A 22,632-nucleotide genomic window follows, 5' to 3' on the forward strand; every position below is an offset into this window, starting at 1 on the left:
GGCGGCTTCGTAGTCGCCTTCGGCGAGGGCGGCGGTGGTGCCGATGGTGTCGGTGATCTGGGTGAGGAAGCCGATGCCGCGGGGTCGGGCCCAGGTGTCGACGGTGGCCTGGAGCTCGCGGGCGTGCTCGACCTGGCCCCGCAACGCCGCCAGCAACCCCAGATACGCGCGAGTGTGCTGGGCGAGCAGGTGATACCCGTGCGACAGGGTCAGCGCCAGGCAGCGCTGCCCGGTCCGTTCGGCCTCGTCCCACTCACCCACCGCCATCTGGTCCAGCATGATCAGATGTTGGGTGGTCATCCCGTTGCGGACGAAGCCCGTCTCGGTCTCGTGATCCGCGCTGCGCTGCAGATGCGGCCGGTACCGGCTGAGCGTGTCCACGTGATAGGCGGCGACCGCCAGCCGCGTCACATCCCACGGCTCCAGGTCCGCGAGGCCGGCGAACTCACGCTCCACCCGCTCCCGCACCCCGGCCCCGTGCCGCACCACGTCCCCCCACGCGTCCTGGTAGACCAGCGAGCGTGACGGGGCCAGCTCACCCAGCGTGCCGAGCAGCGTCCGCGTCTCCGCCCAGCGCGCCGGCGCACCGGCGTACTGGCTGATGGCCAGCAGCAGATCGATCAGCCGCGTGAGCACCTCGTCCGGCTCCCGGATCCCGCGGTCGCGCAGAGTCTCGATCGCCGCCGACACCTGACGGTGCGTGTGCCGTACGTCGCCGTCCTCGAAGAGCGCCACATAGGCCGAGGTCACTACGGAGGCGGAGGACTCGGCGGCGCCGGGCGCCTGGGCGGAACGCACCAGCCGCTGCGCCTGATCGAAGTGGCCCGCCTGCCCGGCGGCGAAGGCCGCGTCACCCAGTCTGCGGGACCGCGTCTCGTGGCTTTCGCTCAGTTCGGCGGCGCGGGTCAGCCAGGCCACGGCGGCGACCGCGCCGCCGCGCCGGGTGGCCGACTCGGCCGCCGCCTCCAGGGCGGCGGCGACCTCCTCGTCCGGGTCGACGGTCGACGCCGCCAGATGTGTCGCCCGCCGCTCGACGTCGTCACGATGCACGTCCGCGAGTACGGCATGCGCCGCGCGCCGCTCGTTGGGAGTCGCCGTCCGCACCACCGACGACCGCACCAGCGGATGCCGGAAGACGAAGTCACCGCTCAGCGGATCGACCCCCAGCAGCCCGGCCGTCACCGCCTCCTCGACGTCCCGCATGCGATAGCGGCGGCCCACGCCAGAGGCGAGCCCGGCTGCCCCGGACATCGCCGCGACACCGTCGAGTGCGCCCCGCAGCAGCTCCCCACGGACCCGGTCGCCGAGCGTCTTGATCTGGGCGCCGTAGACGTGCTGCAGTCGCCGCGGCACCGGCAGCGAGGCGTGCGATCCGAGTTCGGCGCTCACCTGCTCATCGGTGACCGCCCGGCCGATCCGGTGAAGGTGGGTGGGCAGTTCGAGCAGGGCCAGCGGGTTTCCCTGCGCCTGGTCCAGCACCAGCCGACGCACCGGCGCGGTCAGCACCGGGTGCCGCAGATCCAGCAGCTCCCGCGCGGCGGCGTCCGACAGGGCCGGGACCGGCAGCTCCGGAAGCGCGGCCGTGTCCCAGCCGGACGCGACCTCGCAGCGCAGTCCGACGGCCAGCCGCACCGAACTGCCGGTGAGGCGACGCCCGACGAAACCGATCACCGCGGTGCTGGAGGCGTCCAGCCACTGCCCGTCGTCCAGAACCAGCAGCAGCGGCCTCGCCGCTGACGCCTGCTCCAACAGGTCCAGGACAGCGATGCCGAGCGCCATGACCGACGGCGGGCGCCCGTCGCCCTGCCCGAAGGCCGTGTCGAACACGGTGCGGTGCACCGCGTCGAGACGATCCACCCACGGCAGCAGGGTGTGCAGCATCTGGTGCAGGCCGGCGAACGGCAGCCCTGACTCCGCCTCCACCCCGGCGGACCGGATCACCTCGTGCCCGGCCCGCGTCGACAGCTCGGCGGCATGGTCGAGCAACGCGCTCTTGCCCGTCCCGGTCTCTCCCCTGAGGACCAGGGCCTGACCCTCGGTGGCCGTCACGAACGCAGCCAGCCGCCCTCGCTCGCCGTCCCGGCCGACCATCGTCATGAGCGACTCCACGGCGCCCCACTCCCCTTCACCACAGGACGACCTACGTGTGTACCACTCTGAGCGTAGGTGTGCGTGGGAATTCTTTCGCGCCGAAGGGAGTCATGCATACATGTCATGGACCGGAGATGTTCTCCTCCATCGGTTCCTGAGTCCGTTGGCGGGGGACGCCGACCCCGTAAAGAAACATGTCGACCACCACGTCGGCCGCCTGTGCGGGGCTGAGGTGTGTCTGCTGGTGCGCCGCCAGATGCACCAGCTCGGGGAGCAGCGGCCCTGCCCAGCGCTCCGGTTGGTCCCGGCGCAGCAGTCCTTCGGCAGTGGCTCGCTCCAGAAAGAGGTCCACCTCGGCGATGCAGGCGTCCCGGCGACGGCGGATCTCGTCGTCGGCGAGCATGCGGGCGAGGTCGACGGGCCAGGTGCGGTTCACGGCGATGATGCTCTCGACGTAGCGATGCAGCGCCACGGCGACCGGTGCCTCACGCAGCCGAGCCTCCCTGATGGCCTTCTCGATGGCCGTGACCCGGGACTCGTAGATCGCCGCGAGCAGGTCCTCACGGCAGGCGAAGCGCCGGTAGACGGTGCGCCGGTCCACGCCCGCCTCCGCGGCGATGCTTGCGATGCTCGCGCCGGGATCGGCGGCGAGCATCCGCGCCCCGGTGGTCAGGACGGCTTCCAGGTTGCGTGCTGCGTCGGCTCTCATAGGTCAAGAGTACCTCGCATGTGCACCTTCAAGACGCATAGAGCTACTGCTGTGTGCATCTAGAAGATAGAAGTGCTACATTGAAGTGGCAGTTGGATGACAGTCCAAAAGAACTGCACCTGAGCACCGGAAGAGAGAAAGCACATGATCACCTACGGCCGGCTTTTCATCGGAGGTTCCTGGGTCGAGCCGAGCGACGCGCAGTTGCTCGACATCGCCTCGCCGCACGACCAGTCGGTGGTCGGCCGCGTCGCCCAGGCACAGCCCGCGGACATCGACCGCGCGGTCGCCGCGGCCCGGGCCTCCTTCGACTCCGGCGAGTGGCGGCTGACCCCGCCCGCCGAGCGGATCGCGGTCCTGCGCCGGTTCAACGCCCTGCGCGAGGAGAACGCCGAGAAGATCGCCCACCTGATCTCGCTGGAGAACGGCTCGGCCGGCTGGTTCACCCGTGCCGGACAGCCCGGCCTGACCCGGCAGGCGAACGCCTACCTCAAGGCGGCCGAGGAGTTCGGCTGGGAGGAGACCCTCGTCCCCTCCGACCCGACGGCACCGACCCGCAGCGTGGTCCGACGTGAGGCGGTCGGCGTGGTGGCCGCGGTGATCCCGTGGAACTCCCCGTTCTCCTCAGCCACTTCAAAGATCATTCCGGCCCTGCTGGCGGGTAACTCCGTGGTCCTCAAGGTGTCCCCGGAGAACTCGCTGAGCATGGGCTTCCTGGCCGAGCTGCTGGAGCAGGTGGGCCTGCCCGAGGGCGTCATCAGCGTCCTGCCCGCCGACCGGGAGACCAGCGAGTACCTGATCTCGCACAAGGACGTCGACAAGATCGCCTTCACCGGTTCCACGCGAGCGGGCCGGCGGATCGCCGCCATCGCGGGCGAGCAGCTCAAGCGGGTCAGCCTGGAGCTGGGCGGCAAGTCCGCCGCGATCATCCTTCCCGACGCGGACGTCGCGAAGGCGGTCGCGGGCCTGAAGTTCGGTTCCCTGCTCAACAACGGCGAGTCCTGCATCGCCCAGACCCGCATCCTCGCCCCGCGCGAGAAGTACGAGGAGGTCGTGGCGGCGCTCAAGGAGCTGGTGGAGTCGCTGAAGGTCGGCGACCCGAACGACCCCGACACCTTCATCGGCCCGATGATCCGCCCCGACCAGCAGGAACGCGTGCGCAACTACATCCAGCTCGGCATCGAGGAGGGCGCCCGCCTGGTCACCGGCGGCCCGCAGATCCCCGAGGGCCTGGAGAAGGGCAACTACGTCACGCCCACCGTCTTCGCCGACGTCGACAACTCCATGCGCATCGCGCAGGAGGAGGTCTTCGGCCCGGTCCTGGTGGTCATCGCCTACGACGGCGAGGACGACGCCGTCCGCATCGCCAACGACTCCGAGTACGGCCTCTCCGGTGGCGTCTGGTCCACCGACGAGGAGCACGCTCTCGCCGTCGCCCGCCGCGTCCGTACCGGCACCGTCACGATCAACGGCGCCTCCGTCGCCTTCGACGGCCCGTTCGGCGGCTTCAAGGCCAGCGGCATCGGCCGCGAGTACGGCGCGGTCGGCCTCGGCACCTACACCGAGTACCAGACCATCACCGTCTGACCTCGTACGACACCCTCCGCACAGCACGATCCGCCCACGGCGGCAGGTGGCCTCCGACCGCCTGCCGCCGGCGTCGTGTCCGGGGGCCGGCACGGCGGTTTCGGACACGCGCATCAGGCACGCACGAACACGCCGAAGCCGCGTCACGCCGAAGCCGCGAAGCCCAGTGCACACCGTCTTTTGCCGCGGCACCGACCCAGCCGCGCCGGCCGAACCCCGTACCCGCCTCCACCAGCACGGTGGACCCTCGCCCTCGGCATAGGGGAAACGGGCACGCGGCCGCCAAGGACCGGGACCAGCGGGGAAGGTTTCCTTCCACCGGCTGCCGGTCTTCGGAGGCCGCGTGCCCGTCGTGAGAGTCAGAGCACCGCGTTCTCGGCGGCGCCCGGGAAGTCCGTGCTGAAGGCCAGGTCGCGGCCCGCCTCGAACTCGGCGCGCAGCTGCTCCAGCTTGACCCCGATCCGGCGCTGGGCGTCGCTGCCCAGCACGACCCAGTGAGCCGGCTCCGGCGCACCCACGGCCTGGAAGATCGCCTCGGCGGCCCGCTCCGGGTCCCCGGGGAACATCTCCGGCGTCAGGCTGCCCATCATGGCGCGGAAGGCACCGGCCGTGGCGGCGTAGTCGTCGATGGCCTCGCCGGACACCTTCGTCCGGTTCTCGATGCCGGTACGGAAGGAACCGGGCTGGATGATCATGGCACGCAGGCCGATCGGCTCGATCTCCTGCCACAGCGCCTCGGTGAAGCCCTCCAGCGCGAACTTGCTGGAGGAGTAGTAGCCGTTGGCGGGCAGGCTGGCCAGGCCGTCCATGGAAGAGACGTTGACGACGGTGCCGCTGCGACGGGCACGCATCCCGGGCAGCACCTGCCGGGTCAGTTCGACCGCACCGAAGAAGTTGACCTCGAACAGGCGGCGGTAGTCGCTCTCCTCCTGCTCCTCCAGGGCGCCGATGAAATCGATGGCGGCGTTGTTGACGAGGACGTCGATACCGCCGAAGCGTTCCTCGGTGGCACGCACGGCCGCCACCCGGTCCTCGGCGTCGGTGACGTCGAGCTTCACCGCGAGCGCGGTCTCCGGGTAGCGCGCCGCGAGCTCGGTGGTGGCCTTCGTGGAGCTGGCCGTCGCCACCACCTGGTCGCCGTGGGCGAGGACGTGTTCGGCCAGGGCCTTGCCCAGGCCACTGGAGGCGCCGGTGATGAGCCAGGTCTTGCGAGACATGGAGTGTTCTCCTTTGAAAGGGGTGAAAGAGAGGTGTCGTAGCGAAAGACACGTGTGAGCGGGACGCCGGGCGGCCGAGGAGTGCGGCCCGGCGGGTGGCGGCTACTCGCCGGCCGGGAAGTCCGCGGCGGCGCTGGCCGCGGCCCACTTGCGGGTCTCCGCGGCGCGGGCCTCGCCGGCCTCCAGCGCCATGGTCACGGCCTGGGCACCGAGCAGGATCCGGCGCGGCGGATCGTCGTCGCGCACGACGTCGATGAGGACCTGGGCGGCGCGGACCGGGTCGCCGGGCTGGTTGCCGTTGTTCTCCGCCCGGTACTTGTTCATGGCGCCGACGGTCTCCTCGTAGTCGGGGCCGACCGCGTGCAGCTCCATCGACGAGCCCTGCCAGTCCGTGCGGAAGGCACCCGGCTCGACGATGACCACCTCCAGTCCGAAGGGCGCGACCTCGTTGGCCAGGACCTCCGAGAAGCCCTCCACGGCGAACTTGGCACTCTGGTAGGCGCCCATGCCGGGCGTACCGCCCACACGGCCGCCGAGCGAGGAGAACTGCACGAACATGCCCGAGCGCTGACCGCGCAGCACCGGCAGGGCCGCCCTGGTGACGTTGACGACCCCGAAGAAGTTGGCCTCGAACTGCCCGCGGAAGTCGTCCTCCGCCATCTCCTCGACGGGCGCGCTGTTGGCGTAGCCGGCGTTGTTCACCACCACGTCCAGCCGGCCGAAGGCCTCGACTCCCGCCTGTACCGCGGCCCGGGCGGCGGCAGGGTCGGTGACGTCCAGGGCGACGGCCCGCACCCGGTCGCCGTACCGGGCGACCAGTTCCGCCAACTGCTCGGGACGACGGGCGGTGGCGACCAGTTGGTCACCGGCCGCCAGCACCGCTTCCGCCAGGGCCCGCCCGAAACCTCGGGACGCGCCGGTGATCAACCATGTCGTAGCCATGAGAGTGCCTTCCTGTTTCTTGCCTCACCGAAGTGAAGGCCGAGGAGTCCTCTCTCACTCTCCTCACCGGACCGGCATCGGACCTCCGTCGATTTGCTGCCGATCGACACACCTGGGACAGCTCCAGAACACGGACATGTAAGTCATTGGACTGATCTGAGTACCCTGTCCGGCCCCGGCGGGCTCAGATCAGTCCGCGTGCGGCGGCCTTGATGCCCGCCTGGAACCGGGTGTCGGCCCCCAGCTTGGTCAGCACGGCGGCGACCCGACGGGTGGCGGTCCGGGTGCTGCATCCCAACTGGCGGGCGATGGCCTGGTCCTTGAGCCCGGCCTTGAGCATGCCGAGGAGAGCGACGTCGTCCGCGCCGAACGTGTCGTCCTCGGCCGGAACCGTGCCGGTGATCGGTTCGGCACGGGCCCAGTAGGCCTCGTACAGCTCCGTCAGCGCGTCGAGCATGCCGGACGGATGGATGACGACCAGGTCGTCGTCATGGCTCAGCTCCGCGACCCGCTCCAGGATCAGCTCACGGTCCGACAGCACCTCCACCAGGTTGCGCGGATCGGAGCGCAGTCTTCCCTCCCGGTAGCGCTCGGCGATCCGGTCGATCTCACCGCGGGCCGATGTCGCGGTCACGGGCTCGCTCACCTGGACCGGCGGCGGACGGGTGTCGGTGCGCAGCCCGATCGCGGTGACCCCGAAGAGTGTCCGGTCCCCCAGCCAGGTCTCCGGCAGCGGAAGAGACGGCAGCGTCAGCTACTCCGTGACCCCAGGTACCGAGAAGCTGACCCTCACCGCCTACGCCCCGGTCGCGGGTGTTCCGGTGCCCGGGGAACTCCTCGAGGCGACCGGCGGACGACCCCGCCGCCAAGGGTCCGGGCGGACCGCTCAACGGGTCCATGCCCGAACACCAGGCACGCGTCAGCATGGCGAGCCTGAAGCCCGGCAATCGTGCCGCGGTCTCGCGCGACCCCACCCTCCGGCGGGCCGCACCGCGGCCCGCCGGACCTACCGGTCCCTCAGGACGACGACCACTTCTGGTTCTCGCCACCGGAGCAGGACCACAGCTGCAACCTGCTGCCGTTGGCCGTCTGGTTGTCCCGCACGTCCGTGCACTTGTCGGCGAGCGGATTGACCAGGTCGCTGCGGACGTTCAGGTCGAACTGCTGGACCGCGCTGCCGTTGCAGGAGGCGAGTTGGAGGTCCGTCCCGTCATCGGTGGACCCTCCCGCGAGCTGGACGCACATGCCGAGGGTCCGCATGGTCCCGCCCGTGAACGTCCAGTGCTGCGCGGCGGATCCGTTGCAGTCCCAGATCATCAGCGCCGCCCCCTGTACGGCCTTGCCGCCCACGACATCGATGCAGCGCCCCGAGGCGTGGCTGGACACGCTCACCCCGGGCGCCGTGGCCGAAGCGGTCGAGTCCGAACCGGCCTTGTTCTCAGCCGAGTCGGGGGAACCGGCGTCCGGTTTCGCGGACGCCTCGCCCTCCCCGCTGCCACTGGGCGAGGCGGCCCTGCTGGGCTTCTTCGCTGAGTCGGGCTCCTTGCCGGACTCGGTTGCCGAGGCATGCGCCGAGGGACCGGACAGGTCCCCGAGCGCGTCGGTCACGTCCGAGCCATGACCATCGGAGTCCACGGACACCGACGCATCGTCGCGCGGGCTGTCGTCGCCGCCGCGCACCAGGCCCAGGGTCAGCGCGACGGCAGCCACCGCGAGCAGCCCCACGACCCCTACGACGCCCAGCGCACCGCGCAGCCCCTCACGCCTGCCCTTGCGCCCGGTGGCCGGTTCGAGCGCCACCACCGGATCGTCACCGGTCCGGCGGTCAGCGGCCTGAGGGCGGCCGGAGTTCCGCGGTGAGCCCAGCGAGGAGATCTGCGAGAGCCGCGGTACGGCGGAAGCTTGCCGCGGTCCCGGGGTACCTCGCCGCGTTTCGGCCGGGCCCGACGCGGTGGAGCCGTCCTGAACCGGTCCGGAACCGGAACTGACCGACTTGCCGCTGCCCGGGACTCTCTTGGGGAGGTCCCCCGCGGACCGGGGCGGGTGAGGAGGCTTCATGGGTTCCTTTCCGGCAGAGCCGAGACATGCGTGGCGGTGTGCGGGGGGTGTACGACCGGCTTTCCTGGACAGCCCGGCCCTGTCACATCTGACCCTGTGACTCATACCGGTCTGCGGGCGCCGACTCAAAGCGGCGCGTCGGAAGGGCAGTTGAGGGCTGAGCTTATCCGCCCATGCTGTGGTCGGGCGCCACGCCCAGCAGCCGTTCACCGGGGCGGCCAGGCCGCCGGCACCGGTCAGGGTGCCGGTCTCCTCCTGTGTTTCCTAGGTCAACCTACTCATGGAATCCAGAACGCGAGTCCAGACATGTGTCATGTTCACATGTGCATCTCATCCCGCGGCTCACCTCGGGCGACTAACATGTTTGAACACGTTGTATGGTTGTCCTCGCGGACGCGGCCAGCGTGGACGTGTCGCTCGCCGATAACCCTCCCCTCTGAAGGCATGGCACAGGTATGAAGCTGACGACCACCCCGTACGGCACGCGCGCCACCGCTGCCGAAGTGATCGAAGGACTCGATCTGACCGGGCGCCGGATGATCGTCACCGGGGGAGCCTCGGGACTCGGTGCCGAGACGGTGCGGGCGCTCGCCGGTGCGGGCGCGCAGGTGACCATCGCCACCCGTAACCCCGCCATCGCCCAGCCGCTGCTCGAAGAACTGCCCGGCACGCAGGCAGTCGCGCTCGATCTGTCGGACCTGGCCTCCGTGCGCGCCTTCTGTGCCGACTGGAGCGGGCCGGTCGACGCACTGGTCGCCAACGCGGGCGTGATGATGCTCCCCACGCGGGAGGTCAACGCCCAGGGCTGGGAAATGCAGCTCGCCACCAACTACCTCGGCCACTTCGCCCTGGTCCGGGGCCTGCGCTCGGCACTCCGAGCCGCCGAGCGGCCCCGCGTCGTCCTCGTCAGCTCCGGTGCCCAGCTGCGAGCCGGGTTCGACTTCGACGACCCCCAGTTCGACCAGCGCCCCTATGACCCCTTCCTGGCCTACGCGCAGTCGAAGACCGCCGACGTGCTGCTCGCCGTCGGCATCAGCCGTCGCTGGGCCGAGGACGGCATCACCGCCAACGCCTGCGCGCCGGGATGGATCCACACCAACCTGACGCGACACATCGACCGGGCAACCATGCAGGCCCTGGGGGCCATGGACGCGGACGGCAACCTCCTCACCCCCGACTACTACAAGACCCCGGCCCAGGGCGCCGCCACCACCGTGCTGCTGGCCGCCTCGCCGTTGGTCGAGGGGGTGACCGGACAGTACTTCGAGGACAACCAGCAGGCCGAGATCGTGGACGGCGGCCCCGAACCGATGGCCGGCGTCGCGAAGTGGGCGATCGACCCCACGGCCGCCGACCGGCTGTGGGACCACGCCTCCCCCTTCGTGAACTGAGGATCGAGATGAACGACCGCACAACCGCCCCCCAATTCCTCCTCGTCCCCGGTGCGTGGCACGGCTCGTGGTGCTGGAGCAAGGTGCAGACCGCCCTTACAGAGCGAGGCTTCGTCAGCCACACCGTCGACCTGCCCAGCCTCGTGCCCTCCGGGTCCGAAGGGCGGCTGCCCGGGATGTACGACGACGCCCGCGCCGTCCGCGAGAAGATCGACGCCATCGGCGCACCCCTGGTGGTCGTCGGGCACTCCTACGGCGGAGCCCCGGTCACCCAGGCCGCCGACGGAGCGGCCAACGTCTCCCACCTGGTGTACATCTCCGGCTTCGCCCTGGACGTGGGCGAGAGCCTGATGACGTGTTTCGGCGCCGAGGCTCCGGACCTCGCCGCGGTGGAGGGGATCATCCCGGTCCGCGACGACCCGGAGGCGACGCTGTACAACGACGTGTCCGAGGAGGAGCGGGACGCGGTCGTGGCGCGGCTTCTGCCGCAGAGCGCGCTCTCCTTCGCCGAGCCGGTGACGGTGACCCGGCCCGCCTGGTCCACCATCCCCTCCAGCTACGTCTTCTGCGACAACGACCAGAGCCTGCCGCCCGACTACCAGAAGCCGTTCGCCGAGCGAACGGGCACCACGTACCACCTGCCCAGCGGCCACACTCCGCTGCTTTCCATGCCCGGCGAGCTGGCCGACATCCTCGCAGGGATCGCGCACAGCGACGTCCGATGAGGCCGGTGACCCGGCGCCAGGCGGGCCACCATGCCGCGCGTTCCGCCGCGACCCGGGCCCAGGTGATACGCACCCTGGAGCGCCTGCTCGGTGCCGGTGAGCCGTTCTCCGAGATCAGCGTCCAGCGGATCCTGGAGGAAGCGGGCGTTTCCCGGGCCACGTTCTACTCGCACTTCCAGAGCAAGTCCGACCTGTTGGTACAGCTCACCGACGAGTTGAGGCAGTCACTGCTGGCACTCGCCCAGCAGTGGGACCTGGGGACGGGGGAGGGCGCGGCCGACCGGCTCGCCCGGTTCTTCGAGGACGTGCTCACCGTTCACCGGGCTCACCAGGGCGTGCTCACCGCTGTACGAGAGGCGGCGTCCTACGACGCCTCCGTGGGTGACTTCTACACCGCGAACCTCGAAGGGTTCGACGAGACCATGCTGCGGCTCCTGCGCTCGGAGCAGGCCGCCGGGGCGACTCCGGCCGACGTCGACGCCCCCTCCGCCAGCCGGATCATCATCTGGGGCGGAGCACAGGCGATCGCCCATCACATCGCGGTCGACGACGGAACCGGCGACGCCGTCTTCGCTCACGAACTCGCCCAGATCTGGTGGCACGGGGCCTTCCGCCGCCCCACGGGCTGAAGTCAAGGTATCGAGCGCCAGATGCACCGAGAACTGCGGTCAGTCACCACCCACTGGCAGGAGCAGGGCGCTTGCAGACGCGAGGACCCGAGCTCTTCTTATGGGGGCGTGGGGAGCATCACCGCGGACACACGACGGCCTCCGCACGCCACGGACCGGACAGGTCCCACGCGCGGAGGCCGTCGGCGACGTCAGTCTTCCCAGTGGCGGACCGCCTTGGCCGCGGTGACATCACCGGCGTAGACGAGCGCCACGCGATGGTTGAACTGGATGGTGTACATCTGCTTGCCGCCGATCACGACCGCCCCGCTGGAGGGGAAGTAGTCGTCGGTGGCGGCGGGTTCGGCGGTGGCGACGTACGCCTGGCCCGCGGGGATGGCGTACATGTTCAGCGGCGCCTGTGTGGAGGCGCCCAGACCGGCCGGGTACTCGGCCTTGTCCGGGTAGCTCGAACCGTACAGGGACACCGGACCGGTGCCGGCGGGCCGGACGACCTGCACGCCGTAGCTGATCTTGGTGTTGGCGCCGTCGGGGTTGTGGAACCAGACCTTGGCGCCGCCGTACCAGATGGCGGTCCAGCCGTCCTGCGTGTCCGCGACGACGAACTGCTGCCCCGACTGGGCGGTGCTGCCCCAGTCGTTGATCCGGTCGGTGCCGGCGGCCGTGCCGTGGATCGCCTGGTCGCCGAAGAGCGGTGCCGTCTCACTCGGAGCGGTGCGCAGGAAGACGAAGTCGGCAGGCTGTTGCCGCTCCGTGCAGGCCGTCGTCTGGCCGGTCGGGTCGTCGGACGGGCACACCTGGACGGTCTGCACGTTCTGGGCGAAGGGCGGGTTGATCGTCACGACGTCACCGGGCTGCGGCACACCGGCCATCCCGTTCGCCGGAGCGCCCAGCAGGGTCATGAAGTGCGCCCAGTCCCATGAGGGGCCCGGATCCCAGTGCATACCGGAGACGAGGGCCGAGTTGGGCCCGGCGACGTTGTCATGACCGATGATGTGCTGCCGGTCCACCGGGATGTCGAACCGCGCGGCGAGGTACTGGACCAAGGAGGCCGTCGCCTCGTACTGCGCCTCGGTGTACCAGGCCGCGCCCTGGACGGCGAAGCCCTCGTGCTCGATGCCGATCGAGTGCAGGTTCGTCGAGTAGTTGCCCGCGTGGAAGGCGATGTTCTTGGTGTGCACCATCTGGGTGACCGCGCCGTCCGAGGACATCACGTAGTGCGTCGAGGCGGTGTTGGTGGGATTGGCCAGCCCCGCCACACCGGCGTCGTAGGTGCTCTCCAGGTCGTGGATGACGATGGTGTCGATCCTGATGCCGTTGGCAGGACGGCTGGAGACCTGGCCCCCCGCGGGGGAACCGGCGACGAAGGTGCAGCGGACGGCGGGCGGGCACTCGGGGTCGGTGCCGGCCGTCGTCGCCTTCTCACGCAGCGCGGCACGCTGCGAAGGCGCCGCGACGATGGCCCGGTCGGCGTCCAGCCGGACCCGCTGACCGTCTTGTGTGGTGACGGAGGCGCCGCTGCGCAGCGTGGCGAAGACGCGGTCGCCGAAGGCCGCCGCTCCCGCCTCCTGCTGGGACTGGCTGTAGCGGGCCACGGCGCCGTACCACTGGGCGGCGTCCGAGGGCGTACCACCGACCAGTTGCTTCTCGTACGAGGCGAGCAGCGCCGCACCGCCACGGATGTTCGCCACGTCGTCCGCACGCAGCTCGCGCGTGGACAGCCCCGTCAGTTCGGCGGCCTTCTGGAGGGTGTGCAGGGCGGGGTCCGCGGCCAGCGACTTCAGGTCGGCGCGGCCCACGGCGCCCGCGGCGCCGCCCGCCAGCATGTCGGGAGTGACGTCGGTGAGGTGCATGACCCCGTAGCCGCCGTCCGTGCTGGCCTGCGTACCGTGCGAGTCCCAGCGCGACTCCTGGTAGGACAGAGCCAGCAGGACGCCGGGCGGGACGTGGTACTCGGCTGCGGCGGACCGGAACGCCTGTTGCCGCGACGTGGACGCCTCGCTCGCGGAACCGTGTGAGGTGGCAGCCGAAGCGGTGAGCGGCGATATGAGCAGGCCGCTCGTGGCCAGCACGCTCGCGGCGATCGTGACGGGTGCGCCGGCTCTTTTTCGTTTGTGCAAGGCATGGATCCTTAGACCGGGAGACATGGTTGCCGAGGGCTGCTCCGGACGGCGGGATATGTGCCCCGGGCAACCTCTGGACCGGCCGCAGACTACAGAGGTCCTGTACACCAGAGATACCTACCGGCAAGTAAGTGTGTTGTGTGCGATGACAAACCGGCGCGGATATACTCACACGTATGACCAGTAGACATGTGGTTCACGAGGCGGCTGAGGCTTTTCAGACGGCCACCGAACAGCTCGCCGGCATCCTTCCGAACGGCTTGCACGAGCGTGGCCCCAACGGCGCCCTCCTGGCCGTCACCGGCTCCATGATCCCCGTGCTGAACGGCATCATGAGCGTGTCCGACGCCCCGGACCTGGACGAGATCAGGCTGCTGTGCGAGAAGGCAGAGCCGTATGTCCAGCACCTGCCCTGGAGCATCCGGCTGCGGGGTGACGCCGGTGAGGAGATCACCGAGCTGGCCGCCCGTCGCGGCCTGCCCACGCAGCTGCGGCAGCCGTTCATGCTGCTCTCGCTGGAGGACGGACGTGCGGACGGCCGTGTGGACCGACGGGCGGGAGGACCCGAAGTCGGCCGGGAGCAGGGGCATTCCGGCCCCGAGTCCGTGACCGTCCGCCCGCTGGGCGGCGACGAGTACGAGACCTTCGCCGCGGTCCTCGGCACGGCGTTCGGCGCCCCTGCGGCCATCATCAGCAGCCTCTACACCCCGCACGTCCTCGGCCAGCCCTTCGTCAAGGCCTACCTGGCCGAAGCGGACGGCACCCCCGTCGCGGCCGGCCTGGCGATCGTCACCGAACGGCATGTCGGCCTCGCCAACATCGGCACCCTGCCCGAGCACCGGCGGCGCGGGATCGGCCGGGCGGTTGTCGAAGCGATCCTCCGGGACGCCCGGGCCGCCGGGGCCCACACGGCCTACCTGCACTCGAGCGACGAGGCCCTTCCGCTCTTCGAGCAGGCCGGCTTCCGCACGGAAGAGACCTGGGTCGCCTTCACCGCCTGAGTGAACGAACGTCCAGCAACCCAGCACCCCCTCCACCCGCCAGTAACCCCTCACCGAACAGGGATGGGACATGGATCTCCAACTCAAGGGCCGTCGGGCCGTGGTCACCGGCGGCACCCGCGGCATCGGCTTCGCCGTCGCCCGTGCCCTGGCCACGGAAGGCGCCTCCGTCGCCCTGGTCTCCAGGTCCGCCCCGCACGCCGAGGAGCAGGCGGCGCTGCTGCGTGAGGAGACCGGCGCCGAGGTCATCGGGGTCGCGGCCGACACCGGGGACGACGCCGCGGTGAGGGCCATGGCCGGCAGGGTGACAGAGCGGCTCGGCGGGGTGGACATCCTGGTGAACAACGCCGCCATCACCAACCCCGGCCACATCTCCGAGGACGACCTCGAAGCCGAGATCAACGTCAAGGTCCGCGGATATCTCCGGTGTGCCCGTGCCTTCGCGCCGGGGATGACGGAGCGGGGCTGGGGACGGATCATCAACATCGGCGGACTGGCGGCACGCCTGTCCGGCTCGGTGACCGGCTCCGTCCGCAACGCCGCCGTGGTCGCCCTGTCCAAGAACCTGGCGGACGAACTCGGGCCCAGCGGCGTCAACGTCGTCTCGGTCCAGCCGGGCCCCACCCGGACCGACACCTTCGTCACCAACCTCGACCGCCAGGCCGAGGCCAGGGGATGCAGCCCAGCGGACATCGAGCGGCAGTGGGCCGAGTCCGTCGCGATCGGAAGGATCGTGGAACCGCACGAGGTGGCCGCGGTCATCGCCTTCCTGGCCAGCCCGCTCAGCGTGGCACTCAACGGCGACACGATCGTCCCGAGCGGCGGCCACAAAGGCTCGATCTACTACTGACCGCCGCAACACCAGGCCCGTCCATCGACCGTCAACGCATCGGCCGCGGGCTGCACATTGCCCTCCTGCTCATAGTCGATGAGCCCCGGACTCACGCTCGCGGGCGTTCTCAGGCCCGGCGGCATCTCCCCTCCTCCAATGGACGGGTGACTGCCCGAAGTTCACACCCACACCCATCCCGCCGGAGAGACATGCGATCTCTTGGCCGTGCCGCTTCATCGCAGGAGGCCCCGTGCTCATCGCGTTCATCCAGGCGTTCAGGACACCTGACCTGCGTAGGAAGCTGCTCTTCACACTGGCCGTCATCGTGGTGTACCGGGTCGGCACGCATGTCCCGATCCCGGGTGTCGACTACAGAGCCGTCCAGGAATGCGTCTCACAGGCTTCCGGCAACCAAGGGCTGTTCGGCCTGGTCAACCTCTTCAGTGGTGGCGCGCTGCTCCAGATCACGATCTTCGCGCTGGGCATCCTCCCGTACATCACGGCGAGCATCATCCTCCAGCTGCTGACCGTCGTGATCCCGCGTCTGGAAGCCCTCAAGAAGGAGGGCCAGGCCGGTACGGCGAAGATCACGCAGTACACCCGCTACCTGACCGTCGCGCTCGCCATCCTTCAAGGCACGGGCCTCGTCGCCACCGCCCGCAGCGGCGCGCTCTTCTCCGGCTGCACGACCGCCTCGTCCATCGTCCCGGACCGCTCGATCTTCACGACGGTCGTGATGGTCGTGACGATGACGGCGGGCACCGCCCTCGTGATGTGGCTCGGTGAGCTCATCACCGACCGCGGCATCGGCAACGGCATGTCGATCCTCATGTTCGTCTCGATCGCCGCCACCTTCCCGTCCGCCCTGTGGGCCATCAAGAAGTCCGGCACCCTGGCCGACGGCTGGATCGAGTTCGGCACCGTCATCCTCGTCGGCCTGGTCATGGTCGGCCTGGTGGTCTTCGTCGAGCAGGCCCAACGCCGCATCCCCGTGCAGTACGCGAAGCGGATGATCGGCCGCCGCGCCTACGGCGGTACGTCCACCTACATCCCGCTGAAGGTCAACCAGGCCGGCGTCATCCCGGTCATCTTCGCGTCGTCACTGCTCTACATACCGGCCCTCGTCGCGCAGTTCGCCGACGGCACGCCCGGCTGGAAGACCTGGATCGAACAGAACCTGACCAAGGGCGACCACCCGATCTACATCAGCCTGTACTTCCTGCTGATCGTGTTCTTCGCGTTCTTCTACGTCTCCATCTCCTTCAACCCGGACGAGGTCGCGGACAACATGAAGCAGTACGGCGGCTTCGTCCCCGGCATCCGGGCGGGCCGGCCGACCGCGCAGTACCTGTCGTACGTCCTCACCCGGATCACCTGGCCGGGCTCCCTGTATCTGGGGCTGATCGCCCTCGTGCCCACCATCGCCCTGATCGGGTTCGGGGCGACGAACAACTTCCCGTTCGGCGGGACCAGCATCCTGATCGTCGTCGGTGTCGGCCTGGAAACCGTCCGGCAGATCGAGAGCCAGCTCCAACAGCGCCACTACGAGGGTTTCCTGCGCTGAGGAACTGGCTCTCGGGGCTCATTCACGCCCGCCTGAAGTCCGCCATCAGCTCACGCATGTCGCTGATCATGGCGGGCCAGTAGGTCGACACATCAGGGAGTTCGGGACTCTCCTCGGCGGTGTCCATTTCTCCCTCGTAGTAGGTGGTGGTGGACAGACTCAGGGTCACGACCGCCGCTCCGTCGAGCACCCTGAGTTCGGTGTGGCCGAAGTCCTCGACGATCAGGAACGCCTCGTCACCGAGATCGGGCACTGGCTTGACATTGTCCGCCGCCACGACGCCCAGGTCCGTCACCCGCCGGTCGGCGTCGAACTCGTCGCGCGGATCGGTCGCCTTGTGAAGTGCCACAGCGACACCGACGGTGGTGCTCACCTGCCAATGGCCGCCCGGCTTGGTCTCAGCCCTCTTCTGGAACCCCAGGGAGCAGTGAACCTGGTCGAGCGCCGAGTGCTTCAACAGCTCCTCATCGACGCTGTTCGGCACGCTCTTCAGCGCGAGCTCCTCCTGAAGCGATGCCAACCGCGCCGATTTGCAGGAGTCCCGGTCCAGCCGGTATCCGCGGAGATCAGGGCTCTGGTCACCCACGTTGAGAACGAGAACCGCCACGGCCCACAGTGCGGACGCCGCCGACGCGCCGCCCAGAGCCGGCCACAGCCACGGCCTTCGGCGCAGGGAGCGTGCGGGGGACCGCTGCACGAGGTCGGCCACGACCTCGCGGGACTCCGGCGGGTCGACGCCTTCCGTCATCTCAGGCTCGGAAATCACTCGACGCCTCCTCGAACACTCCGCACACGTGTGAGAGGCGATGATCGCACAACGTGCGGTCGCGACTCGGTGGTCACGAAACACCCAAAGGCGATTCAACAAGGTCCACCGGGACGTAAAGAACCGGAAGGTGCGCGAACCGCCCGTCTCCCGAAAGCCTCATGCATATCGGAAGGCCTCAAAACAGGGCATCCGGAAAGGAACACACCATGTTCTCCAACGGGCGCATCCACCGCCTCGTCACACCTGCCGCTCTCTCGGCTCTCGCCGCAGCGGCTCTGGTCGGCATCACCGCCGCTCCGTCGCAGGCCGCGACCCGGCCGGGCTGGGCGGACACGTCCTCGCTGTCCGTACGTGTGCACGCGCTGGACTCGGGTGCGGGACAGCGCTACGCGACGGTGATTCTCACCAACAAGACCCACAGGACCGTCCGGACCGAGGGCTACGTGGGGCTGCAACTCCTCGGCTCCCGCGGCAAGGACGTGCCCACGCACGTGGTCCGCGACGAGGGCCGGACCCCACTGATCACTCTCAAGCCGGGGCAGAGCGCCTACACCCGGCTGCACTGGGGAGCGGTACCGGCCGCGGGTGAACCGACCAAGGCGGAGAAGAACCCCACCCGGCTGGAGGTCACTCCGCCCGACTCCCGCCACCACCTCAACACGACGTGGAAGCTGGGCGAGGTCCTCCAGAAGGGCCGCATCGACATCACCCCGCTGGCGAAGGGCACCGGACCGAGGTTCTGACGGCCCGCGTCACCTGGGGTCCTGCGGCGGCAGGACCCCAAGAACGCCCACACCAGGCGGGGGCATCCGTGCACGATCAGGCCGTGACCACCCGGTAGCTCAACGCCGCCCAGGGAAGGTCGGTTTGGGCCAGAGAGCCGCTGCGCCAGGCAACGGCGCCGGTGCAGCCGGCCCCGGGGTGCAGCTCCAGGGACGCGGAGCCCGAGACGACCTGAACCGACAGAGCCGGCTTCGACAGGGTGTGGCAGGTTCCCAGGTCAGTGAGGTCGGCCTCGGTCGCCGTACCCGTCCCGGTGGTGCCCGGGTAGAGATACGCGCCCTGCTGCAACGCGGGCCAGCCGGCCGCGACCGCTGTGCCGGCACCGGCGCCGACGACCAGCGCGCCGGCCAAGGTCGCGCCGGCGACTCCGGCACGGAATCCCGTCATGGAGGCGAACATGTGATCCACCCTCTCCTGTGCGTCAAATGTGCTCGGCGCAAACTCTTGCACGTTCAACCATGTGAGGGAGAGATCAATACCGGCCACCCCACACACGTGTGAGAAGACCGGCAGAGAAGCAGGCCACACCCCCTGCTTGTCGGCGCCGAGCGACCCACGCCGGCCAGCCGCGGGCCGGCCCCGGCAACCGCTCAGGACCTGCGGCTGGGCAGGGCATCATGGAGGGACGGCCGACGAAAGCAGAGGACGCGTCCGCCGGCGCAGGAGAGGAAAGCATGAGTGCGCACACCGGCGGCGGGCGGCGCCCCTACCGTAACGACCGGCGGGCCGAAGCCGCCGCGGGAACCCGGGCCGCCATCCTCGACGCCGCCCTGCGGCTCTTCGTCGCACACGGGTATGCGAAGGTCACGATCGGCGACATCGCCCGGAAAGCCGGGACCGCGGTGCCCACGGTCTACGCGAGCACCGGCGGCAAGTCGGCCATTCTGAACATCCTGGTGAACCGGGGAGTGGACGACCCGGTCGTCGAACGGACGCTGGAAGCCGTCCGTACCGCGACCGACGCCAGCGCGGCGGTCGCGACCATGGCCCACGGGGTGCGCCTGGACAACGAGCGTCATCTGGACATCGTCCAGGTGATGATCACGGCCGCCGCCGTGGAGGAGCAAGTCGAGGAGCATCTCCGTCACGTCTCCGCCGCCTACCGCCAGGCGCTGGGAGTCCTCGCCGAACGCCTGGCGGAACTGGGTGCGCTGCGTCCCGGCCTGAGCACCGAGCGCGCCACCGACATGCTGTGGTTCCTGTTCGGGTTGCCGTCCTGGCGCCTGTTCGTCGCGGAACACGGTTGGTCCTGGGACGAGACCGAGCAGTGGCTCGCCGAGCAGGCGGTCGCCGCCCTCGTTGCGGAGCCGAGGGACGGCTGACCTCCGCGCCGCGTCAGCCCACGAGGCCGGCCAGGGTGTCGGCGACCTCACGGGGCGAGGGCATCGCCGCGATCTCCTTGGAGATCCGCTGCGCGTTCGTCCGGTACTCCTCGCTGTCGAGGACCTCCGCCGTCGCGTTCGCGATCGCGTCCGTGCCGGCGGGGGGCATGACAGCGACACCGGTCCGGGAAGCGGCGACCGCACCCGCCTGGAGGAACTGGTCCGCGCCCTGCGGTACGACGACCATCGGCAGACCGCGCGAGAGAGCGGCCAGCGTCGTGCCCGCGCCACCGTGGGTGACGACCAGGTCGATGCCGCTGAGCAGTTCGGCCAGCGGGGTGAAGCCGACGAACTCGACATGGTCGAGCCCGTCGCCGTAGTCGGCCGCTGTCGCGGTCAGCCCCAGCGTCACCACCAGGTCGGCCCGCGTGGAGAGCGCGTCGATGACCGGGCGCAGCAACCCCGGCTCGGCGAAGTGCGTACCGAAGGAGAGCAGCACCTTGGGACGGGTGCCGTTGCCGGTGGGCACTGCGGCGGGCGGCTGCGGGGTGTTGAGGCCGCGGTGGGGTTCCGGGCGCAGCGGCAGACGGCCGTGCGGCGCCTGCCAGTCCGGGCCCTGGAGCGCTTCGGGGCACGGGTCCAGGTACCAGTCGGGCTGGGGCACGGTCAGCCCGCGCTGCTGGTAGCGGCGCTCGGCCACCGTGTCGAAGACGTCGGTGAACTGGGCGGGGATCAGCGGGCCGAAGGCGAGCTTGGCGTAGGGGACTTCCAGAGCGGCGGCGACGAGCGGACCCACGTAGTCGGTGGCCTCGGCGACGATCAGATCCGGCGCGAAGTCCCGTGCCGCGGCGATCGCAGCGTCCGCGGTGAGGTCGATGCGGGCACCGGCGAACAGTTCCGCGGCGACGGCGGGGTCGGGCACCGTCGGGTCGTCCACTCCCGCCAGCCGCGCGGCTTCCGCGAGCAACTCGGGAATCTCGGGGCCGACCGGGAACAGGGTGATGCCCTCGGCGGCGAACAGGGGCCCGAAGGAAGCCGAGGTGATCACGGCGACCTCGTCGCCGCGGTCGCGGAAGGCGCGGGCCAGGGGGAGTTCCGGCAGAAGGTGTCCGTGTTGCGGAGTGCTGGAGAAGAGGATTCGCATGGCGAGGAGTGTAGGGCATTCGATGAAGTGTGCCTCTATCCAAATTAGGGAAATGACAAACATGTGTTGAATCACGCCGTCGCAGGACACGTGTTTTGATGCTGCCCTCAGTCACCGCAGCGACCGAAGTGACTCAGGTCGCGACACAGCCCGCCACGGATCTGGTAACAGCTGTTACCATGCCTGTATGGCAAAGACACAACTGGGCGCCCGCGTGGACGACGAGGTCGCCGAACTCGCGAAAGCCCGTGCCAAGGACCGTGGCCTGAGCGTCGGTGACTACATCGCCGCCCTGGTCCGCGAGGACACCGACGGCCTGCGCGCCCGCGGCCTGGAGGCCGCCCGCCGCTTCCTCGACGAACACCAGGCCCTCTTCGACGAGGCCGAGGACGCCGACCACACCGCCCCGGGAGCGCACGCCGCCTGATGGACCTGCACATCGACGTCCCCTGGATCCTGCAGGTCGCCGAACTCGCCGGCGCCCGCGACCCCGCCCCCGACGACTACGGCATTCCGGTCGCCGCCGTCGCCGCCCACCGCGCCGAACTCCTCGACCAGCCGGTCTACGACGGCCCCTACGCCCGCGCCGCCGCCCTCGTCCACATCCTCGGCCGCTGCCGCTGGCTGGAGCGCTCCAACATGGCGGTGGCCGCGGCGACGGGCGTCATGTACCTGGAAGCCTCCGGCATCCCCGTCAAGCCCACCCGCGACGATGCCACCGCCCTGCGCGACCTGCTCCGCGACTCGACCTGCACCTCCGCGAGGATCGCCGCCCAACTGCGGACCTGGCCCACGGCCACTTGAGAGGGCACGACGGCCATGACGCGCGCAGGACACCGACCACGCGATTCTCGTCGAGGCGACGAAGGAATTCGCCACGGGGATCGGCCCCTCCCGCGGCTGGGGCGACACCTGGAGGAGATCCAGCCGCACGCCGTGCAGGTCCTCATCCCCGACGACCAGGAACGCCTCGGGGTGCCGGACGAGATCGCGGCGTCGTTGGCCTGCCTGTGCAGCGACTACGCCCCGTACGTCAGCGGGGCCACGATCCGCTGGACGGCGGGCTCATCCGCTCCGCCTTCTCAGCGCCACGGTTCCGAACGGTCGGCGGCTATGCGCCGGTGTCGTCCGGGCCGCCGACGGAGCGGTGTGCGATGCCGGTCTCCTCGGTGACGGGGCGGAGCATGTCCGCGATCAGGCCCGTGAGTCGGTCGTTGTCGGCCGTGGCCAGCGCAGTCGTGCCGATGATGCTGCGCAGCAACCACGTACCGGCGAGCAACGCGAGTCCCAACTGCGCCCGGACGTCCGTTTCCGAGCCTTCGAGCAGTCCGGCGAGTCGGGCGCCCACATGGGTCTCGATGCCCCGCCGGACGATGTCCGCCGCCTCCGGGTCCGCGGCCGACCGCAGCAACAGCAGGAACGGGTCGAGCTGTTCGGCGTCGGGCGCCGTGCGCTCGGCGAGCGTGCGGGCGACCGAGTCCGCCAGACCGGGAAGCCGGTCGCCGACGATGGTCGGCGGCGCGAAGACGCGGTCGACGACCTCGGCGAACAGCCGTTCCTTCGAGCCGAAGTAGCGATTGATCATCATCGCCGTGACACCCGCCCGCTCGGCGATCTGCCGCACCCCGGCCCGGGCGTAGCCGTGCTCGGTGAACTCGGTGACGGCCGAGGCCAGGATCGCCTCGCGGGTCGCGGCACCGTCACGCTTACGGGCAGGCTGCTCGGAACTCATGCGAGGGAGCATA

22 protein-coding genes are annotated in these 22,632 nt (G+C 69.9%); 11 read left to right on the forward strand and 11 right to left on the reverse strand.

Going from position 1 to position 22,632, the window contains the following annotated elements; genetic code table 11:
• The coding region (locus ACIHIX_RS43035; protein ID WP_399966153.1) for an AAA family ATPase at window positions 1–2,091 on the reverse strand (2,091 nt) is incomplete at its 3' end.
• Window positions 2,092–2,212: 121 nt separating this feature from the next.
• Window positions 2,213–2,746 (reverse strand): TetR/AcrR family transcriptional regulator, encoded by a 534-nt coding sequence (locus ACIHIX_RS43040; protein WP_399966154.1) that lies wholly within the window; start codon window positions 2,744–2,746, stop codon window positions 2,213–2,215.
• 198 nt (window positions 2,747–2,944) lie between these two features.
• Here ACIHIX_RS43040 and ACIHIX_RS43045 point away from each other — a divergent pair, with 198 nt between their 5' ends.
• The gene (locus ACIHIX_RS43045; protein ID WP_399966048.1) at window positions 2,945–4,387 is read left to right on the forward strand and encodes an aldehyde dehydrogenase; all 1,443 of its coding nucleotides are present in this window, start codon (window positions 2,945–2,947) and stop codon (window positions 4,385–4,387) included.
• A gap of 359 nt (window positions 4,388–4,746) precedes the next feature.
• Here the strand turns inward: ACIHIX_RS43045 and ACIHIX_RS43050 are convergent, their stop codons facing one another.
• From ACIHIX_RS43050 to ACIHIX_RS43065, 4 genes are all read right to left on the reverse strand, one after another.
• On the reverse strand, window positions 4,747–5,604 hold the full coding sequence (locus ACIHIX_RS43050) for an oxidoreductase (protein ID WP_399966049.1): 858 nt from the start codon (window positions 5,602–5,604) through the stop codon (window positions 4,747–4,749).
• A 102-nt stretch (window positions 5,605–5,706) separates the two neighbouring features.
• The gene (locus tag ACIHIX_RS43055) at window positions 5,707–6,546 is read right to left on the reverse strand and encodes an oxidoreductase (protein WP_399966050.1); all 840 of its coding nucleotides are present in this window, start codon (window positions 6,544–6,546) and stop codon (window positions 5,707–5,709) included.
• 184 nt (window positions 6,547–6,730) lie between these two features.
• On the reverse strand, window positions 6,731–7,180 hold the full coding sequence (locus tag ACIHIX_RS43060) for a LuxR C-terminal-related transcriptional regulator (protein WP_399966051.1): 450 nt from the start codon (window positions 7,178–7,180) through the stop codon (window positions 6,731–6,733).
• 383 nt (window positions 7,181–7,563) lie between these two features.
• A complete protein-coding gene (locus ACIHIX_RS43065) occupies window positions 7,564–8,346 on the reverse strand; it encodes a ricin-type beta-trefoil lectin domain protein (protein ID WP_399966052.1) in 783 nt (260 codons plus the stop codon).
• A gap of 713 nt (window positions 8,347–9,059) precedes the next feature.
• Between ACIHIX_RS43065 and ACIHIX_RS43070 the strand changes: the two genes are divergently transcribed.
• From ACIHIX_RS43070 to ACIHIX_RS43080, 3 genes are read left to right on the forward strand one after another with little or no spacing between them, the layout of a single operon-like run.
• On the forward strand, window positions 9,060–9,995 hold the full coding sequence (locus ACIHIX_RS43070; protein ID WP_399966053.1) for an SDR family NAD(P)-dependent oxidoreductase: 936 nt from the start codon (window positions 9,060–9,062) through the stop codon (window positions 9,993–9,995).
• Window positions 9,996–10,003: 8 nt separating this feature from the next.
• Window positions 10,004–10,720: an alpha/beta hydrolase gene (locus ACIHIX_RS43075; RefSeq protein WP_399966054.1), complete on the forward strand. Its 717-nt coding sequence runs from the start codon at window positions 10,004–10,006 to the stop codon at window positions 10,718–10,720.
• The gene (locus tag ACIHIX_RS43080) at window positions 10,717–11,349 is read left to right on the forward strand and encodes a TetR/AcrR family transcriptional regulator (RefSeq protein WP_399966055.1); all 633 of its coding nucleotides are present in this window, start codon (window positions 10,717–10,719) and stop codon (window positions 11,347–11,349) included. Before ACIHIX_RS43075 ends, ACIHIX_RS43080 begins: the two co-directional genes overlap by 4 nt.
• A gap of 191 nt (window positions 11,350–11,540) precedes the next feature.
• On the opposite strand, the gene ACIHIX_RS43085 is transcribed toward ACIHIX_RS43080, so the two are convergent.
• Entirely contained in the window at window positions 11,541–13,469 is a 1,929-nt protein-coding gene (locus ACIHIX_RS43085) for an N-acetylmuramoyl-L-alanine amidase (RefSeq protein WP_399966056.1), read from the reverse strand.
• Between the two features lie 179 nt (window positions 13,470–13,648).
• Between ACIHIX_RS43085 and ACIHIX_RS43090 the strand changes: the two genes are divergently transcribed.
• The 3 genes from ACIHIX_RS43090 to secY all read left to right on the forward strand — a co-directional run bounded on the left by ACIHIX_RS43090 (window position 13,649) and on the right by secY (window position 16,869).
• The gene (locus ACIHIX_RS43090) at window positions 13,649–14,473 is read left to right on the forward strand and encodes a GNAT family N-acetyltransferase (protein WP_399966057.1); all 825 of its coding nucleotides are present in this window, start codon (window positions 13,649–13,651) and stop codon (window positions 14,471–14,473) included.
• 70 nt (window positions 14,474–14,543) lie between these two features.
• On the forward strand, window positions 14,544–15,323 hold the full coding sequence (locus ACIHIX_RS43095; protein ID WP_399966058.1) for an SDR family NAD(P)-dependent oxidoreductase: 780 nt from the start codon (window positions 14,544–14,546) through the stop codon (window positions 15,321–15,323).
• A 232-nt stretch (window positions 15,324–15,555) separates the two neighbouring features.
• Window positions 15,556–16,869 (forward strand): preprotein translocase subunit SecY, encoded by a 1,314-nt coding sequence (gene secY / locus ACIHIX_RS43100; RefSeq protein ID WP_399966060.1) that lies wholly within the window; start codon window positions 15,556–15,558, stop codon window positions 16,867–16,869.
• A gap of 22 nt (window positions 16,870–16,891) precedes the next feature.
• On the opposite strand, the gene ACIHIX_RS43105 is transcribed toward secY, so the two are convergent.
• A complete protein-coding gene (locus tag ACIHIX_RS43105) occupies window positions 16,892–17,635 on the reverse strand; it encodes a hypothetical protein (protein ID WP_399966061.1) in 744 nt (247 codons plus the stop codon).
• 209 nt (window positions 17,636–17,844) lie between these two features.
• Between ACIHIX_RS43105 and ACIHIX_RS43110 the strand changes: the two genes are divergently transcribed.
• A complete protein-coding gene (locus ACIHIX_RS43110; protein WP_399966062.1) occupies window positions 17,845–18,381 on the forward strand; it encodes a DUF4232 domain-containing protein in 537 nt (178 codons plus the stop codon).
• Window positions 18,382–18,457: 76 nt separating this feature from the next.
• Here ACIHIX_RS43110 and ACIHIX_RS43115 read toward each other — a convergent pair whose 3' ends face one another.
• Entirely contained in the window at window positions 18,458–18,808 is a 351-nt protein-coding gene (locus ACIHIX_RS43115; RefSeq protein WP_399966063.1) for a hypothetical protein, read from the reverse strand.
• 287 nt (window positions 18,809–19,095) lie between these two features.
• On the opposite strand from ACIHIX_RS43115, the gene ACIHIX_RS43120 reads away from it, so the two are divergent.
• Window positions 19,096–19,743 (forward strand): TetR/AcrR family transcriptional regulator, encoded by a 648-nt coding sequence (locus tag ACIHIX_RS43120; RefSeq protein ID WP_399966064.1) that lies wholly within the window; start codon window positions 19,096–19,098, stop codon window positions 19,741–19,743.
• Window positions 19,744–19,756: 13 nt separating this feature from the next.
• Here the strand turns inward: ACIHIX_RS43120 and ACIHIX_RS43125 are convergent, their stop codons facing one another.
• Window positions 19,757–20,887 (reverse strand): glycosyltransferase, encoded by a 1,131-nt coding sequence (locus ACIHIX_RS43125; RefSeq protein ID WP_399966065.1) that lies wholly within the window; start codon window positions 20,885–20,887, stop codon window positions 19,757–19,759.
• Window positions 20,888–21,074: 187 nt separating this feature from the next.
• Between ACIHIX_RS43125 and ACIHIX_RS43130 the strand changes: the two genes are divergently transcribed.
• On the forward strand, window positions 21,075–21,314 hold the full coding sequence (locus ACIHIX_RS43130) for a hypothetical protein (RefSeq protein ID WP_399966066.1): 240 nt from the start codon (window positions 21,075–21,077) through the stop codon (window positions 21,312–21,314).
• Window positions 21,314–21,691, forward strand: coding sequence for a fic family toxin-antitoxin system, toxin component (locus ACIHIX_RS43135; RefSeq protein ID WP_399966067.1), 378 nt, complete (start codon window positions 21,314–21,316; stop codon window positions 21,689–21,691). Before ACIHIX_RS43130 ends, ACIHIX_RS43135 begins: the two co-directional genes overlap by 1 nt.
• Window positions 21,692–21,998: 307 nt before the next feature.
• On the opposite strand, the gene ACIHIX_RS43140 is transcribed toward ACIHIX_RS43135, so the two are convergent.
• Entirely contained in the window at window positions 21,999–22,619 is a 621-nt protein-coding gene (locus tag ACIHIX_RS43140) for a TetR/AcrR family transcriptional regulator (RefSeq protein WP_399966068.1), read from the reverse strand.
• Window positions 22,620–22,632: the final 13 nt, after the last annotated feature.

The organism is Streptomyces sp. NPDC051913 (assembly GCF_044593635.1).
Classification (GTDB): domain Bacteria; phylum Actinomycetota; class Actinomycetes; order Streptomycetales; family Streptomycetaceae; genus Streptomyces.